The sequence below is a fragment of the Pseudomonas sp. L7 genome (assembly GCF_046605565.1).
In the GTDB taxonomy this organism is placed as follows: Bacteria; Pseudomonadota; Gammaproteobacteria; order Pseudomonadales; family Pseudomonadaceae; genus Aquipseudomonas; species Aquipseudomonas wayambapalatensis.
On sequence record NZ_CP176784.1, the window covers coordinates 1,836,520 to 1,854,469 of the forward strand.

8 protein-coding genes are annotated in these 17,950 nt (G+C 63.8%); 3 read left to right on the forward strand and 5 right to left on the reverse strand.

The genetic code is table 11. From position 1 onward, the window contains the following. Nucleotides 1-74: 74 nt before the first annotated feature. From ACK3BK_RS08615 to puuE, 5 genes are all read right to left on the reverse strand, one after another. Nucleotides 75-1,430 (reverse strand): nucleobase:cation symporter-2 family protein, encoded by a 1,356-nt coding sequence (locus ACK3BK_RS08615; RefSeq protein ID WP_065861332.1) that lies wholly within the window; start codon nt 1,428-1,430, stop codon nt 75-77. A 199-nt stretch (nt 1,431-1,629) separates the two neighbouring features. Continuing rightward, nucleotides 1,630-2,949, reverse strand: a complete 1,320-nt coding sequence (locus ACK3BK_RS08620) for a urate hydroxylase PuuD (protein ID WP_186666725.1) — start codon at nt 2,947-2,949, stop codon at nt 1,630-1,632. Between the two features lie 56 nt (nt 2,950-3,005). Beyond that, entirely contained in the window at nt 3,006-3,509 is a 504-nt protein-coding gene (locus tag ACK3BK_RS08625; protein WP_133331566.1) for an ureidoglycolate lyase, read from the reverse strand. A gap of 106 nt (nt 3,510-3,615) precedes the next feature. Next, on the reverse strand, nt 3,616-4,131 hold the full coding sequence (gene uraD, locus ACK3BK_RS08630; protein ID WP_186709333.1) for a 2-oxo-4-hydroxy-4-carboxy-5-ureidoimidazoline decarboxylase: 516 nt from the start codon (nt 4,129-4,131) through the stop codon (nt 3,616-3,618). Next, entirely contained in the window at nt 4,131-5,057 is a 927-nt protein-coding gene (puuE, locus tag ACK3BK_RS08635) for an allantoinase PuuE (RefSeq protein ID WP_186666723.1), read from the reverse strand. The genes uraD and puuE overlap by 1 nt, the downstream gene beginning before the upstream one ends. Before the next feature lie 400 nt (nt 5,058-5,457). On the opposite strand from puuE, the gene uraH reads away from it, so the two are divergent. From uraH to ACK3BK_RS08650, 3 genes are all read left to right on the forward strand, one after another. Beyond that, on the forward strand, nt 5,458-5,811 hold the full coding sequence (uraH, locus tag ACK3BK_RS08640; RefSeq protein WP_186666722.1) for a hydroxyisourate hydrolase: 354 nt from the start codon (nt 5,458-5,460) through the stop codon (nt 5,809-5,811). A 248-nt stretch (nt 5,812-6,059) separates the two neighbouring features. Next, entirely contained in the window at nt 6,060-7,754 is a 1,695-nt protein-coding gene (locus ACK3BK_RS08645) for a ShlB/FhaC/HecB family hemolysin secretion/activation protein (protein WP_411384112.1), read from the forward strand. Nucleotides 7,755-7,843: 89 nt separating this feature from the next. Continuing rightward, nucleotides 7,844-17,947, forward strand: coding sequence for a DUF637 domain-containing protein (locus tag ACK3BK_RS08650; protein ID WP_411384113.1), 10,104 nt, complete (start codon nt 7,844-7,846; stop codon nt 17,945-17,947). Nucleotides 17,948-17,950: the final 3 nt, after the last annotated feature.

The window sequence follows — 17,950 nt, forward strand, 5'->3', positions numbered from 1 at the left end:
CCCGCTCCCGTGGGCCGCCGGTACTGCGTTTCACTGCTTGGATGAGACGGGCGACCAGGGCGCCGCCCGCTGACTCAGTGCGGGTGACAGGCCTCGTTGTGGGCCGCGCGTTCGGCGCCCCCGAGGATGTTGAACAGCACGTTCAGCACCAGGGCGCTGAGCGTGGCCATGGCGATGCCGCTGTGGGTGATGGGCTCCATCCACTGGGGCATCTGCGCGAAAAACTCCGGACGCACCACCGGGATCAGCCCGAAGCCCACGCTGACCGCGACCAGCAACTGATTGCGCCGGTCACTGATGTCGGCCTCCTGGAGGATCTTGATGCCGGTGGCGGTGACCATGCCGAACATGGCAATGGAGGCGCCGCCCAGTACCGCAGGCGGGATCGAGGCGATCAGGAAGGCCGCCTTGGGCAGCAGGCTGAGCAGGATCAACAGTGCGCCTGCAACCACCGTGACATAGCGGCAGCGCACGCCGGTCATCTGCACCAGGCCGATGTTCTGGGCGAAGGAGGAGTGGGTGAAGGTATTGAAGAAACCGGCCACGAACGAGGCGCCGGCATCGCACAGCAGGCCGCGACGCAGCATGCCGGGTGTCACTTCGCGGTCGGTCACCTTGCCCAGGGCCAGGAACATGCCGGTGGACTCGACGAAGATGATCACCACCACCAGGCACATCGACAGGATCGGCGCGAGGCTGAAGGTCGGCATGCCGAAGTGCAGCGGTGTGACCACCTGCAGCCACGGCGCTTCGTTCAGGCCCGACAGGTCGACCATGCCGATGGAACCGGCCAGTACATACCCCAGGCCCATGCCCACCAGCACCGACACGTTGACCCAGAAGCCACGCATGAAGCGATTGATCAGCAGGATCACGGCCAGCACCAGGCCTGCGACCATCAGGTAGATCGGCGAGCCGAAGGTTTCCGCCTGCTGCCCTCCGCCAGCCCAGTTGACCGCGACCGGGAACAGCGACAGACCGATGGAGGTGATCACGGTGCCTGTGACCAATGGCGGGAAGAAGCGCACCACCTTGGACATGAACGGCGCGATCAGCATGCCGAAGAACCCGGCAGCGATGGTCGCGCCGAAGATCCCCTGCAAGCCCACGCCGGGCATGCCGGCCATGGCCACCATGCTGCCGACGGCGGCGAAGCTTGCGCCCATCATCACCGGCATGCGGATGCCCACCGGGCCGATGCCGAACGACTGGATGATGGTGGCGACGCCGGCCACGAGCAGGTCAGCGTTGATCAGGAAAGCGACTTCTTCACGGGACAGCCCGGCGGCCTGGCCGATGATCAGCGGCACGGCGATGGCGCCGCCGTACATCAGCAGGACATGTTGCAGGCCCACCAGGATCAGTTGGAACAGGGGCAGGGGCTGTCGTGGCGGCGCAACGGGGATGTACGCCTTGGGTGACTCGGACATGCAGCACCTCGAGTTTTGTTTTTATTCTCGGATCCAAGCGGGCAGCTCCAGGCGGCAGGTGCTTCGGTTGAAGGACCTGGGGTTCCCGGATGGAGCCGCACGCTCGATGCTTGCTTGTTACGGTGTTTCATTGGAAGCGAGGCCGGCAGGACCGGCCTCTTCGCGGGCAAGCCCGCTCCCACAAACAGGAAGTGGGGTGTCAGTTGACCGGGGCGCCCTTGGCGATCCAGTCACCGACCAGCTTGCGTTCCTCGACGGTCATCTGGGTGATGTTGCCCAGCGGCATGATCTGGCTGGCCACGGCCTGCGCCTGGATGCGCGCGGCCTGGGCCTGGATCTGCTGCGGGGTGTCGAACATCACGCCGCCCGGGGCGGTGCTGAACAATGGGCTGGTCGGTTTCGACGAGTGGCACACGGTGCAGCGTTCCTGGATGACGTTGTGGATCTTCTCGAAGTTGCCGGGCGCAGCCTGGGCGGTGGCCTGGGCCGGAGCTTCGGCAGGTGCCTGGGCAGCCTTGGCCGCTTCCTCGGCACGCAGCTCGGCAGCGGTCTTGCCGCCGACCGCGGTGGCTGGCAACGGCTGGTACTCGATCTTCGCGGCAGCCTGCTCGGGCGAGGTCGGCAGCGGCTTGGGACCGGTCACATAGGCCAGGCAGATCATCGCCAGGGCACCCACGGGCAGGGTCCAGGCGTACTTGTTGCTGTCGTGGCGGGTGTTGAAATAGTGACGGATCAGTACCGCAGCCACTGCGATCCCGGCCAGGATCAGCCAGTTGTACTGGCTGCCGTAGGTGCTCGGGAAGTGGTTGCTGATCATGATGAACAGCACCGGCAGGGTGAAGTAGTTGTTGTGTCGCGAGCGCAGCAGGCCCTTGGCCGGCAGTACCGGATCAGGGGTCTGGTTGTTCTCGATCGCCGCCACCAGCTGGCGCTGGGCCGGCATGATGATGCGGAACACGTTGCCGACCATGATGGTGCCGATGATCGCGCCGGTGTGCAGGTACGCGCCACGACCGCTGAACACCAGGCTGAAGCCCCAGCACGCGGCGATGATCAGCACGAACAGCACGGCGCCAAGCAGGGCAGGGCGCTTGCCCAGCGGTGAGTCGCAGAGGAAGTCGTAGACGAACCAGCCGACGATCAGCGAACCGATGCCGATGGCCACGCCTTCTGCGCCGCTCAGGGTGCTGCCCGGTGCCAGCAGGTACAGGGTTGGGTTCCAGTAGAACACCACGCACAGCAAGGCGATCCCGGACATCCAGGTGAAGTAGGCTTCCCATTTGAACCAGTGCAGGTTCTCGGGCATTTTCGGTGGTGCGAGCTTGTATTTCTCCAGGTGGTAGATACCACCGCCATGGATGGCCCAGAGGTCACCTGACAACCCATCGCGCGGGTTGCTTCGATTCAGGTGGTTCTCCAGCCAGACGAAGTAGAACGATGCACCGATCCAGGCCACGCCGGTGATCATGTGAACCCAGCGAATGCTCAGGTTCAGCCATTCGTGAAGGTGTGCTTCCACAGTATGTACCTCTGCCGATCACCGACGGGCCGAGACCCGGGATGACCGACCTTTTCTTATTGGTGGGGATTGAGGATCAACATCTGTTCCTCGGTGAAGTAATGCTCGTCGCAGTTGTTGCCGGAACCACTGCGATCAACCACCAGGAAGTCATCCCGCTTTTCGATCGTCAGCACCGGGTGGTGCCAGACGCCGCGATGGTAATTAACGCCCTGCCTGCCGTTGCTGCGGAAGGCTCGGACCAAACCTGATACAGGTGCATCGCCAACTGGCGCGACCACGATCAGAAAGGGGTTGCCGAGCAGCGGGATGAAAGCCTGGCTGCCCAGCGGATGGCGCTCCAGCATGCGTACGGTCAGCGGCATCTCCAGCGCGTCGGCGCGGAAGATGCTGATGATCGCCTTGTCTTCCGGCTCGGCGGTCTCGACCGTGGCGAGCTTGTGGAAGCGCATGGTCGAGCCGTTGTTGATCATGAAGTGGTCGCTGCCATCGGTTTCGATCACGTCACCGAACGGGGCGAAGGCTTCTTTGGTCAGGGGCTCGATCATCAGGGTACGCATGCGGTTATCTCTTCTGTATTCGTTATCGGTATGTAGGGCGGACCTCGTTCGGGCAGGCCCTGGGTGCGGTCGCGTCACGCACTCGGGCCAGTCCCGGGGTTGGTCCTCAAAGCTGCAGCAGGCGGAACAGGGCGATCAGGTTGATCTGCGCCAGGGCTTCCTTGAACTCGGCATCGATGTCGTTGTGGATGCGCTTTTCGAAGGAGGCCAGGATCTGGTGCCGGTTGCTGCCCTTGACCGCCATGATGAACGGAAACTGGAATTTTGCCTTGTAGGCGTCGTTGAGCTCGGTGAAACGTGCGAACTCTTCGGCAGTGCACTGGTGAATGCCGGCGCCGGCCTGTTCGTTGGTGCTCGATTCGGTCAGTTCGCCCTGCACCGCCGCCTTGCCGGCCAGGTCCGGGTGAGCGTTGATCAGCGCCAGTTGCTCGGCGTGGCTGGCGCTGAGCAGGATGTCGCTCATGCGCTGGTGCAGCACCTCGATCTCGTCCAGCTCGCTCAGGTTGCCCAGTGCGTAGGCTTTTTCGGCGACCCACGGCGAGTGCTCGTAGATGTCGGCGAAGGCCGCGACGAAGGCGTCGCGGTCAAGGGCCGAGGGCTTGAGGGTATTGAAAGCGGTCATCAGGCGTTCTCTTTCTTGTACGGATGGGTGGCGTGCCAATGGCGGGCGATATCCACGCGACGGGCGAACCAGACCTGCTCGTGGCTCTTGGCGTATTCGACGAAGCGCTTGAGTGCGGCCAGGCGCGCGGGGCGACCGACCAGGCGGCAGTGCAGGCCGATGGAGAGCATCTTCGGCGCTTCTGCGCCTTCTTCGTAGAGCACGTCGAAGGCGTCCTTGAGGTACTGGAAGAACTGCTCGCCGCAGTTGAAACCCTGCACCTGGGTGAAGCGCATGTCATTGGTGTCCAGGGTGTAGGGGATCACCAAGTGCGGCTTGTCGGTGGGGTTGTTTGCTTCCCAGTAGGGCAGGTCGTCGTCGTAGGTGTCGCTGTCATAGAGGAAGCCACCTTCCTCCATCACCAGGCGCCGGGTGTTCGGGCCGGTGCGGCCGGTGTACCAGCCCAGCGGGCGCTCGCCGGTCAGCTCGGTGAGGATGCGGATGGCTTCGAGCATGTGCTCGCGCTCCTGCGCTTCGTCCATGTACTGGTAGTCGATCCAGCGGTAGCCGTGGCTGCAGATCTCATGGCCGGCCTCGACCATGGCGCGGATCACGTCCGGGTGGCGCTGGGCGGCCATGGCCACGGCAAAGATGGTCAGCGGTACGCCAGTGTCCTTGAACAGCTTGAGCAGGCGCCACACCCCGGCGCGGCTGCCGTATTCGTAGAGCGACTCCATGCTCATGTTGCGCACGCCCTGCAGCGGCTGGGCAGCCACCATTTCAGAGAGGAAGGCTTCGGACTCCTTGTCACCGTGCAGGATGTTGCGCTCGCCACCTTCTTCGTAGTTGAGCACGAAAGACAGGGCAATGCGGGCGTTGCCCGGCCATTGCGGGTGAGGTGGGTTGTTGCCGTAACCGATCAGGTCGCGAGGGTAGTCAGCGCTCACTGCAGTCTTCCTTATGTTCGTAGGTGCGGGTGGTGGGCGGACCGCGGCGGGTTGTCGCACGCACCGGATGAGGTGATTGTATACAACTTATTTGTCCATTTGTAAGCCCGTTTTTCCGCATTTCTTCCCACTTGTCGCCTCGAACCCAGGCTGGAAAAGCACTGCAAGAAACCTGCCTGATCGGTCAGATAATATCTCGGCCTGCTGCACAGGCCCTGTATTTGCGACTGATGTCCATGCTCGGAAGGCCTGCCATGAGCGGTGCGCAGGGAAGTTCAAAAAATTGTGTACAATCTGAATCGAAAGTGTCTTAATGAGCCCATTCCGGCATTTCGTCAGCCTCGTGTTGGTGCATGCCGTGTATTTTCTGCCCATGCAAACGACAAGAGGCGACAAGCAAATGGGACGTTTGACCACACACGTACTGGATGCCGCTCACGGCTGCCCGGGCAGCTCGATCAAGGTCGAGCTGTACCGTGTCGAAGGCCAGCAACTGGAGCTGGTGAACAGTGCACTGACCAACAGCGATGGCCGCGTCGATGCGCCTTTGTTGCAGGGCGATGACTACCGTACCGGTGTCTACCAGTTGCAGTTCGGTGCCGGGGACTACTACCGGGCCAAGGGTGTTGCACTGCCTGACCAGGCGTTTCTCGATGTCGTGGTGCTGCGCTTCGGCATCGATGAAGGGCAGGAGCACTACCACGTGCCGCTGCTGATCTCGCCGTACAGTTATTCGACCTATCGCGGGAGCTAGTTGGTCGCTAGAAGAATCTTCGTAGGTCCTTGCCCGCTATCACACTGGCGGGCTTTTTTCATTTTGTGGCAATTGCCCGAAATCCCGTCCAAACCCCCTGTCCCGCGTCCTTCAGCTATCCGAGCACGGAAACGTATCAGCGTTCGTCGCAAAGCACTAAGTGGCGCATTGATGGCGCGGTTCTGCTCTTGTATCCTTCGCTCCCTTTCGCAGTGATGCGATCAGTTCTCAAGTGACGGATTACTTGCATGCCCCGCTTCCTACGTGCGCTGGCTACCGGCTTTGCGCTCCTGCCGCTGTTGGCCAGTGCCGCGCCCTTCCAGTCCCCCGGCGACCGCGACCTGATTCGTGACCGTCAGGAAAACCTTCTGCAAGAGCAGCGCAAGCGCCTTGAGGAACTGCAGCAATTGCCCGGCAAGCAGGCCCCTCAGGCTCCTATGGCGCCCTCGGAGCAAGGGCGCTGCTTCCAGATCCGCAGCGTCGAGCTGCAAGGTGCGACCCTGCTCAGCGAGCGGCAGCGCCAGGCACTGGTCGAGGGCTATGAAGGCAAGTGCCTGCAGGTCGGCGAGCTCAACGGCCTGCTCAAGCGCATCACCGACCACTACATCGACCGCGGCTACCTGACCACCCGTGCCTACCTGCCGCAGCAGGACCTGGGTTCGGGCATCCTGCAGATCATCATCGTCGAAGGGCGCCTGGAAGGCCTGGACAGCTCGGCGCTCGCCAGCCCACGGGAAATGGCCATGACCTTCCCCGGCCAGGTCTCCGAAGTGCTCAACCTGCGCGACATGGAGCAGATGGTCGACCAGCTTGGTCGCTTGCCGTCGCGTCAGGTCGAAGTCGAGCTGGTGCCAGGCCAGGAAGTCGGCGGTAGCCGCGTGCAGCTCAAGGGCCAGCGTGACAAGCCCTGGCGGATCTCGGCCAGCCGCCACAACAATGGTGATGCCAGCAGCGGCGAGCAACAGATGAACCTGGGCCTGGAGTGGGACAGCCCGTTGGGCCTGGCCGATCAGCTGAGCCTCAGGGGCGGGCGTGATGTGGTCAGCGACCACTGGCGCCATTCCGACAGCCATGGCCTGAACTACAGCCTGCCGTGGGGCTGGTGGACCTTCAACTACAGCTACAACCACAACTACTACCGCACCCGCGACACTTCCAGCGGCTTTCCCTTCAAGCTCGACGGCGACAACAGCGTGCACCAGTTCCAGGGCGAACGTGTGATCCACCGCGACAGCCTGAGCAAGACGGCGGTGAACATCGGCGTGAGCCACCTGCGCGCGCGCAACTACCTTGACGACACCCTGATCGATGTCTCCAGCACCCGCATCACCGAGCGTCAGCTTGGCGTCAACCACGGCCGACGCATCGGCAACGCCTTCGTCAACCTCGATGCCGGCTGGCAGCAGGGCATCGGCGCGCTCGACGCCCAGGGCGCAGGCGACCCCCACGGCAACGAACCGGTGTCGCGCTACAACAAGTACACCCTGACCCTGAGCTACCTGCAGCCGTTCCAGCTGTGGGGCGAACAGTTCAGCTTCGACAGCCTGGCCACCGGCCAGCGCAGCGAGGACGCGCTCTACAGTGCGCAGCGCATCAGTGTCGGCGGGCTGACCTCGGTGCGTGGCTTCAAGGATCAGACTCTCACCGGCGACAGCGGCGGCTACTGGCGCAACCAGTTGCGCTGGCGTCGGCCGGTCACCTGGGCAGCCCTGCAGCCCTGGTTGCGCGAATACGGCATGGCGTTCGCCTACGATGCCGGTGTGATCAAGGGCCAGCATGGCAACGGCAAGGACCATGGGCGCCTGAGTGGCAATGCCCTGGAATTCAACGTCCGCGGCCAGTACTTCGCTGCCAGCGCAACCTTTGCCCGTTCGCTGGAGCGGCCCGATGCGGTGACCCGCCGCGAGCACCCGATCTATTTCCGCGTCGACGCCTTCTTCTGAGCGTCGGCCCTACCCATTACCCGTGACATCGCTGCCCCTTGCGGGGCAGGCCGGCAACTGGCCTGAGCTGCGACTGGAGTTTGTTCGACATGGATATCCGCACCCCACTGAACCAGTGCATCGCCCTGATCGTCGCTGGCGTGATGTTCCTCAACCCCATCGTCAGCACGGCTGCACAGCTGACCGTCGATGCAGCGGCCAATGCCAACACCAGCATCAACCAGGCCGGCAACGGGGTGCCGATCGTCAATATCGCCACCCCCAACGGCAGCGGCCTGTCGAGCAACACCTTCCGCGACTACAACGTCGGCAGCAACGGGTTGATCCTCAACAACGCCACCGGCAAGACCCAGTCGACTCAACTGGGCGGCATCATCGTCGGCAACCCCAACCTCAGGGGGCAGGCGGCCCAGGTGATCCTCAACCAGGTCACTGGCGGCAACCGCAGTAACCTGCAGGGCTACACCGAGGTGGCCGGGCAGTCGGCACGGGTCATCGTCGCCAACCCCCACGGCATCACCTGCAATGGCTGCGGCTTCATCAACACGCCACGGGCGACCCTCACCACCGGCAAGCCGATCATGGACGGCGAGCGCCTGGACCGCTTCCAGGTCGATGGCGGCGACATCGCCATCGAGGGCGATGCCCTCAACGCCACCAATCTCGACCAGTTCGACCTGATCACCCGCAGTGCCAAGCTCAATACCGAGCTGCATGCCAAGCAACTGAACATCGTCACCGGGCGCAACGACGTCCAGGCCGACACCCTGCAAGCCACCCCGCGTGCCGACGACGGCAGCGAAAAGCCCCTGCTGGCCATCGACAGCTCGGCGCTGGGCGGCATGTACGCCAACACCATCCGCCTGGTCGGCACCGAGCAGGGCGTGGGTGTCAAGCTGGCCGGCAACATGGCCGCCACCACCGGCGATATCCAGGTGGATGCCAACGGCAAGGTGACGCTTGCGCAGACCTCCAGCGCCGGTGACCTGAAGATTGCCGCACAAAGCGCCGAGCTGACCGGCAAGACCTACACCGCCGGCAGCGCCACCGTACGTGTGCGCGACGATGTGAGCGTCGGCCAGAGCCTCGCCGCCAAGGGCAGCATCAGCGTGCAGGGCGCGCGGATCGACAACCAGGGCATCATCGAAGCCGGCGTGGAGCCCGACAACAGCCGCAACGCCCAAGGCGACGTGACCCTCAAGGGCCAGACCCTGCACAACCGCGGTAGCGTGGTCGCCAACCGCAACCTCGAGATCGACAGCAGCGCCACGCTCGACAACCAGGGTGGCAGCCTCAAGGGCCGCACCACCACGCTGACCGCAGGCCTGCTGGACAACCGCAAAGGCCAGGTGCTGGCCGACGACACCCTGAAAGCCAAGGGCGGTGCGATCGACAACCGTGAGCAAGGCCTGCTGCAAGGCAAGGGCCAGGCCGTGGTGGATATCACCGGCAACCTCGACAACCGTGGCGGCCGCGTGGTCGGCCAGGGGGATCTGCAGGTCAGCGCCGCCCAGGTGGACAACCGCGGCAACGGTCTGATCGGCAGTGACAAGCAGGCCAGGCTGACCACTCGCGCGCTGCTGGACAACCAGGACGGCGGCAAGCTCAAGGCCGATCGCCTCGACATCACCACCGCCGGGCTGCTCAACAGCGGCGGGCAGTTGCTGGGCGGCGACGTGCTGATCGTCGCCAGCGCCGACATTGACAACCGCCTCGGGCTGATCTCGGCCAAGCGTCTGCTCGATCTCAAAGCCGTGGGCCTGGACAACAGCGGCAAGGGCAACCTGCTCAGCGACGGCACCCTGGCCGTCAAAGTGGCCACCCTGAACAACCGCGACAACGGCATGCTGTCGAGCGTCGGCGACCTCGCCTTGCACGGCGAACGCCTCGACAACCGTGGCGGTCTGGTGCTTGCCGACCGCTCGCTGACCGTCACCGGCGGGGACTTCGACAACCGCGACAAGGGCGTAGCCACCACCAAGGGCAAGGCCCACATCGAAGTTGCCAGCCTCGCCAACAGCGATGCCGGTCACCTGCAGAGCGATGGCCGCCTCGAGCTGATCGCCGGTAAGGTCGACAATCAACGCCTGGGCAACATCACCGCCAAAGGTGACCTCGAAGCCCACCTGGGCACCTTGAACCAGCAGGGCGGCAGGCTGACCAGTCTGGGTAGCTTGCTGCTCACCGCCAATACCATCGACAACCAGAACGGCGGCGGGATCGGCGCGACCAGCCTGGTCGACATCCGCGCGGCGCGCGTGCTCAACCAGCAGGGTGAGATCTCCAGCGCAGGCAAGGTCGTGCTCGACGCCAGCGCACTGCTGGACAACCAGGCTGGCAAGGTCATTGGCGACCGTGGCCTGACCCTGACCGTCCAGCGCCTGCTGAACCAGAACAAGGGCCTGCTCAGCGGCTACGACAGCCTGAGCCTGAAAGGCACCGAACTGCTCAACAACGGCGGCCGGTTGAGCAGCCACACGCATATCGAGCTGGCCCTGGACGGCCAGTTGGACAACAGCGACGCCGGCCTCATCGTCAGTGACGGCACCCTCACGCTGAACGCCGGCACGTTGCATAACCGCCAGGGCGGCAAGGTCTCGGCCATCGCTGCCATGGGCCTGACCAGCCAAGGGCTGCTGGATAACCAGGGCGGCATTCTGGTGACCGATGCCGGGCTGGTGCTTGACGCCGCCCGCCTGGACAACAGCCAGGGCGGCGCCATCAGTGCAGCTGGCCATGCCCAGTTGCGCAGCGGCGCCATCGACAACAGCGCCAAGGGCAACATCGGTGCCGGCAGCCTGCTGCTGGTCGCCACCCAGCTCGACAACAGCGCCCGTGGCCGTATCAGTGCCTCCGGCCAGATCGATGCGACGCTGACCGGCCTCGACCAGCATGACCACGGGCAACTGGTCAGCGGGACCGGCATCGACCTCGACCTGCAGCACGGCCAGTTGGTGAACCGCGACGGTGGCTTGCTGCGCTCGCCAGGCAGCCTGCTGTTGCGCCAGATCGGCGCGGTGGACAACCGCAACGGCGCAGAGATTTCCAGCGACCACGGCTTCAGCCTGGTCGCTGAACGCCTCGACAACCGTGGCGGACGCCTGATCAGCGCCCAGGACCTGACCCTGCGCATCGCCGGTATTCTGGACAACAGCATCAAGGGCGTGTTGTCGGCTAGCCACGATCTCGACATCGAGGCCGCCAGCCTCGATAACTTCAGTGGCGGCACCCTGGCCAGCGGCAAGGCCCTCAAGGCCGTGATCGACGGCCAACTCGACAACCACGACCAGGGCATCCTTTCTGCCGCCGCAGCGCTGACCGTCACCAGTGCAGGCGTGCTCAACAGCGAGCGTGGCGTGATGTCGGGCAACACCGGCCTGACCGTCACGACCGGACAACTGGACAACCACCAGGGCGGCCAGCTCATCAGCCAGGCGGCGCTGACCGTCACCAGCGACGGCCTCGACAACCGGGGCGGCGCCTTGAGCAGCAAGCAGGCCATGACCCTGACCACGGGCGACGTGCGCAACGGCGCCGATGCCCTTCAGCGCGGCGGTCGCATCCACAGCGATGCCGAGTTGACGCTGGTGGCCGGGCAGGTCGATTCCAGCGAGGGTGGCGAGATCTCCGCCAAGGGCGATCTGCTGCTGCGGGTGAGTGCGTTGATCCAGCGCCAGGGGCGTCTGATCGGTGAACAGAAACTCGACCTCGACCTCAACGGCGGCGACCTGACCAACCAGGGCGGCCTGATCAGTGCCAATGGCCCGCTGATCATCCAGCGCCTGGGCACGCTCGACAACAGCGCTGGCGAAATCACCAGCCAGCAATCCTTCAGCCTGCTGGCCAAGCGCATCGACAACCAGCAGGGCCGCATCCTCAGCGACGGCCGGCTGACCGTAGAGGCGGCACAGCTGGACAACAGCACCAAAGGCCTGATGTCCGGCGTTCAAGGCCTGCAGGTCACCGGCAGCGACCTGAACAACAGCGGCGAAGGCACGTTGTCGAGCAAGGACGGCGATCTTGCCGTGACCCTGACCGGCGCCCTCGACAACCGTGACCAGGGTGCTTTGGTCAGCAAGGGCCGCCAGCAGATCACGGCGGCCAGCCTGGACAACCGCAAGGGCATCGTCTCCTCGGAGCAGGCGATCACCCTCAGTGTCAGCGACCGGCTCGACAACAGCGGCGGCCTCATTTCCGCCACAGGTGACCTGACGCTCGACCAGGACAGCACCGTCATCGACAACCAGGGCGGGCAGATCAACGGCCAGGCGATCAGCGTCGCCGGCAAGCGTCTGGAAAACGCCAAGGGCCAGCTCATCAGCCGCGCGGCGCTCGACCTGACCTTGGCCGATGCACTGCTCAATACCGACGGCGCGCGCCTGGTCAGTGGCGCCGACCTGCTGCTTAAGGCCGCGCGTGTCGACAACCAAGGCGGCAAGCTGATCAGTCAGGGGTTGCTGCATGTCGATTCGGGCACGCTGGACAACAGCCACGGCGGCAACCTCGCCAGCCAGCAGAACCTGGTGCTGCGCCTGAGCGGCGATCTGCTCAACGGCAACGATGGCCTGCTGTTCAGTGAGCACGGCAAGCTCGATATCCATGCCGTAGCCCTCGACAACCAGGCCGGCACGCTCAAGAGCCAGGGCGATATCGACGTGCGCCTGGACAAGCGCCTGGACAACCGCGGCGGTCGCCTGGAGAGCCAGGCAGGCAACCTCGAACTGCACGCGGCGAGCCTCGACAACAGCGGCAATGGCATGCTCAGCGCGGCCAAAGGCCTGTTCAAGGGCGTCTTCAGCGACCTGTTCGACAACGCTGGCGGTACCACCCAGGCGCAGTCCGTGGACATCGCAGCCGATGCCAAGGTGAACAACCAGGGCGGCTACCTTTCGGCGCTGGGCGGTGATGGCAAGATCGTCACCGCCGATCTCGACAACCGCGACGGCGGGCTGTACGCCGCCGGATTGCTGCAGGTGCAGGGCCAGCAACTGTTCAACCAGAGCGGCAAGATCGGCGCCGGACGCATCGACTTTGGCCTGAGCGGCGCGCTTTACAACAGCCTCGGCCAGTTGGAAAGCGAGAGCGAGCTGCAACTGCGTGCCAGCGAACTCGACAACCGCAGCGGCAACCTGCGCGCCCTGGGCAAGACCGGCACCAGTCGATTGATCGTGGCGGGCAACCTGCTCAACGACAACGGCGTGCTGGCCACCGCCAACCAGGACCTCGACCTGCAGATCGGTGGCCTGAGCAACAGCGGCGGGCAACTGCTGCACACCGGCCAGGGTAGCTTCGGCCTGGCCTCCGACAAGGTCACCCAGGCTGGCGGCGTGCTGCATACCGATGGCCTGCTGAGCATCGCCGCTGCCAGCTGGACCAACAGCAGCGTGCTGCAAGCCCGGCGCCTGGAGCTGGACATCGGTCGCTTCGTCCAGACCGCCAGCGGCAAGCTACTGGCCGTCGAGAGCCTCAAGGGTCGAGGCGGCGACTGGACCAACCATGGCCTGCTGGCCAGCGATGGCAGCCTGCAACTGGATCTGACCGGCAACTATGACGGCAATGGCCGCCTGAGCAGCCTTGGCGCACTGACGCTGGGCGCCAACGATATCCGCCTGTCCAGTACCGCCAGCCTGGCCGGTGGCGCCGACACCGTGGTGACCGCGCGCAACCTGCTGAGCAACGACGGTCGCCTGACCGCCCTGGGCGGCCTGACGGTGACGGCCGCCAGCCTCGAAAACCGCGGCACCCTGGGTGGCGCTGCGGCGGTGAAGCTGGCCGCCAACAGCCTGAGCAACCAGCGCGGCCTGGTGTTCAGCGGCAACGACATGACCTTGCGCGTCGGCAGCCTGAGCAACTACTACGGCGATATCTACAGCCTTGGTGGCCTCGACCTTGCCGGCAACGCCGCTGCCCGCGCGGTGCTGTTGGACAATATCTCCGGCAGCGTGGAAAGCGCCGGCAACATGACCCTGGCGGTGGACACGCTGCTCAACCGCAAGGAATTCCTGAGCTCGACCAAGAAACTGGTCGCCGGCAACGTCAACGTCTATTCCGACGACCGCTGCAAGGGCAAGGGCTGCGAGCTGTACTTCTCGGCAACCGAAAGCTGGGAAGACGTCATAGACCGCGATACCCCCACCGCCTTCATCACCACCGGCAGCAAGCTGACCTTCGCCGGTGACGCATTCCGCAACCACTACAGCAGCGTTTCGGCGGCGGGTGACATCGCCATCAACACAGCGGTGTTCGAGAACAAGGGCGCCGGTGGAGGCGAGCAGCGCAACCTCACCGCGAGCATGTATACCCGTGATCGCGGCCAGTACAACGCGTTCATCCAGGCCAAGAACCAGTTCAACCAGAACCCTGGCTCGCTGACCCTCGACCAGGTCATGGCCGCTGCGGGGTATCCGCAGTACAGCATCTACGACGTCATCGACAACAGGACGCCGATCGCTGGCGCCGTGGTTGCCCCGGCGGTCGTGCAGTCGGCTGGTGCCGTGACCATCAACGCCACCCAGCGCATCGACAACAGCGTGGTGCGCGTCAATCAGGCTGGAGCCGGTGCCATCGGGGCCCGTGGCGATGCCACGGCTGATCCGCGCCAGGTCCAGACCCAGGTGCGCGCGCTCAACCCGCAGTTGCCGCCTGACCTCGCCCAGCGCCAGGTCAACCCGGTCACGCTGCCCAGCTTCAGCCTGCCGCAAGGCAGCAACGGCCTGTTCCGCATCAGCACCCAGACCGGCCAGGCCGCGATCAGCGGCGATGCCCTGGGCGCCACCGCCGACCGTACCCAAGCAGGCAGTGACACCTTCATCTCGCCGTTGGCCAGCACCACCAATGCCGACAACCGTGCGGCGCAGACGCTGTCCGCCCAAGGCTCGGCTGCGGCACAAGGCGCCGTCAGCGGCGCCGGTGTGGCACTGGATGGCCTGGCAGCAGGTGTTCGACTGGTCCAGGGCGTCCCTGAGCGCAGCGTGCCGAGTACCTCGCACAAGTACCTGGTGGAGACCAACCCGGCCCTGACCGACCTCAAGCAGTTCCTGAGCTCCGACTACCTGCTTGGCCAGCTCAACGTCAATCCAGACCAGGCCATCAAGCGCCTGGGCGACGGCCTCTACGAACAACGCCTGATCCGCGAAGCCGTGGTGGCCCGCACCGGCCAGCGCTACATCGATGGCATGACCAGCGACGAGACGCTGTTCCGCTACCTGATGGACAACGCCATCGCCAGCAAGGACAAGCTGTCGCTGAGCGTGGGCGTGTCGCTCAGCGCCGAGCAGGTCGCCGCCCTGACCCACGACATCGTCTGGATGGAGCAGGTCGAGGTCAACGGCGAGAAGGTGCTGGCGCCGGTGCTGTACCTGGCCCACGCCAACGGCCGCGTCGCCCCCAACGGCGCGCTGATCCAGGGCCGTGACGTCAACCTGATCAGCGGCGGCGACCTGGTCAACGTCGGCACCCTGCGTGCCACCAACAACCTCGCCGCCAGCGCCACCAACATCAGCAACAGCGGGCTGATCGAAGCAGGCGGGCGCCTGGACATGCTCGCCACCGACTCGATCCGCAACGCCCAGGGCGGGATCATCGCCGGTCGTGAAGTGAGCCTGACCGCGCTGACCGGCGATGTGATCAACGAACGCAGCGTCACCCGCCTGGAAGGCCGGGCCGGTGGCGAGCATGTGACCAAGGACCTGGTCGACAGCGCTGCGCGCATCGAGGCGGCGAACGACCTGACCATCACCGCCGGGCGCGATATCGGCAACGTGGGCGGGGTGCTCAAGGCGGGTGGCGATATCAGGCTGGATGCCGGTCGCGACCTGTCCATCGTCAGCCAGGAAGGCGTCGACAGCCACGAGTATCAACGCCGCCGTGTCAGCGGCCACGACACCAGCATCACCCAGTACGGCAGCGAGATCAGTGCAGGCGGCAACCTCACCGCCACGGCAGGCCAGGACCTGAGCATCGTCGCCAGCGAAGTCGAGGCACGCCGCGACCTGGCCCTGCAGGCCGGCCGCGACGTGACCCTGGCTGCTGCGGCGAACGAGGAACACAGCTACGCCAAGGGCAAGAAGGGCAAGACCAAGTACGAGCGGCAGGAGGATGACGTCGAGCAGCAGTCTGCCGTGGTGAAGGCCGGCGGCGACCTAGCCATCGACGCCGGGCGTGACCTGCGCCTGGTGGCGAGCAAAGTCAGCGCTGGCGAGGAAGCCTACCTGGTGGCGGGCGACAAGCTGGAACTGCTGGCGGCCAACGACAGCCAGTACTCGCTGTACGACATGAGCAAGAAAGGCGGCTGGGGCAGCAAGCAGACCCAGCGCGACGAAGTCACCGACGTCAAGGCGGTGGGCAGCGAAGTCAGCAGCGGTGGTGATCTGACGCTCAAGAGCGGCGGCGATCAGTTGTACCAGGGGGCGAAGCTCGCCTCGGGTGCTGACCTGACCATTGATAGTGGCGGCGCGGTGACGTTCGAGGCGGTCAAGGACCTGCATCAGGAGAGTCACGAGAAGAGCAAGGGTGATCTGGCCTGGACCAGCATGAAGGGCAAGGGCAACACCGACGAGACCGTGCGTCAGAGCCAATTGACGGCCAACGGTGACGTGCTGATCAAGGCGGTTGATGGCTTGAAGGTCGACGTCAAGCATATCGATCAGGCCACCATCAGCCAGAGCATCGATGCCATGGTGGCGGCTGATCCGCAGTTGGCGTGGCTGAAGGAGGCTCAGAAGCGAGGCGATGTCGATTGGCGGCAAGTGAAGGAAATTCATGACTCGTTCAAGTACAGCCAGTCTGGATTAGGTGCCGCGCCATCGTTGGTGATCGCTATCGTAGCTGCAGCCTATCTGGGACCACTGACAGGAGCATTGGCCAGCAATCTTGCTGTGGGCACTATCAACAACGGCGGCGATATCGGCCAAGGCGTCAAATTTGCACTGAACAAGGACAACCTTAAAAGCTATGCGATAGCCGCTGCAGCGGCTTATGTCATTACACCTCAGCTTGACAAAGCTTTTGGTGTCTCCACTGACAATATCAACAAGATCACCAAAGGGTTCGATTTAGGAAGTATTTCGGGTATTACGCAGTTCGGCCTGTATTCCACCACACAAGGGGTGCTACTGGCAGGTGCGGAAACAGTAGTCAGAGGCGGCAGCTTTGGCGAGAACCTGAAAGGCAACCTCGTCGCGCAAGCTGGTAATTTTGGCATGGCCGTCGGTTTCAACCTCATTGGAGACTGGGCGCTCGGGAAATACCCGGACGGCAGTCCTCAGAAGGTAATGGCGCATGCATTGTTAGGCGGCTTGGTAGCGAAAGCGACCGGAAGTGATTTCGCAAGCGGTGCCGTCGCAGCGGGTGCTAATGAAGCGTTGAGCAAGGCGCTTTCGAGCATGGTGGGTGGCGATGAAAATCTAGAGTTGATGGCAGCTCAGATCACTGGGCTGCTCGCCGTAGCGGCAATAGACGGTGACTTCGCTAAAGGGGCTGAGATTGCCAAATACGCGACAGCCTATAATCAACAGGTTCACCGCCAGGCCAAGGAGCGGTTGGAGCGGGGCTTGAAGGAGCTTCGCGCCCAAGGGAAGTATCTTGATCTTGATGTAGAGGTAGTGCTGAGCGATTTGCGCAGGATCGCAGATGGCGAGGCGACAAAGGTTGCTGATCTTGATCCCAAGGTTGCAAAATTCCTCGGAGCCGAGTTCTCACCTGCTAGCATGAGGGAGACGTTGTTCGAACCCGAGGACTGGGAACGCTACGTAGGTTTTGCGATTGATCTACTGTTCCCTTCTCCGTCAGGTAAGGCGGCAGCGGTTCAGCGAGTAGCCCCGAAGATTTCGAAGGAAGCGCTGGCAGCGCTTGAGGCGAAGTTTGGGCCGGACTTGGTTAAGGGGGCTGCCAGCTTTGGCGAGATCAAGACGGTCCTAGTATCGGCGCAAGCTCCCTACAAAGGCAGTACCATCATTGGTCATGCATTATCTAAACATGCCGGTAGAAATCCAGATATTTGGGGTAAGATAACCGGTTCAATGAGCACGTGGAACGATCAGGCAATGAAGCATTTGCGTGAAATTACCAAAGCTCCAGGTGAGTTCAAGGCAGTAGTTACCGATAAAGGGCTTAACTTTATGGAGAAGCGCCTTCCTGATGGCCGCGGTATTCGACTGAATATGGATGGGACTTTTAAAGGGTTTATTGACTAGTAT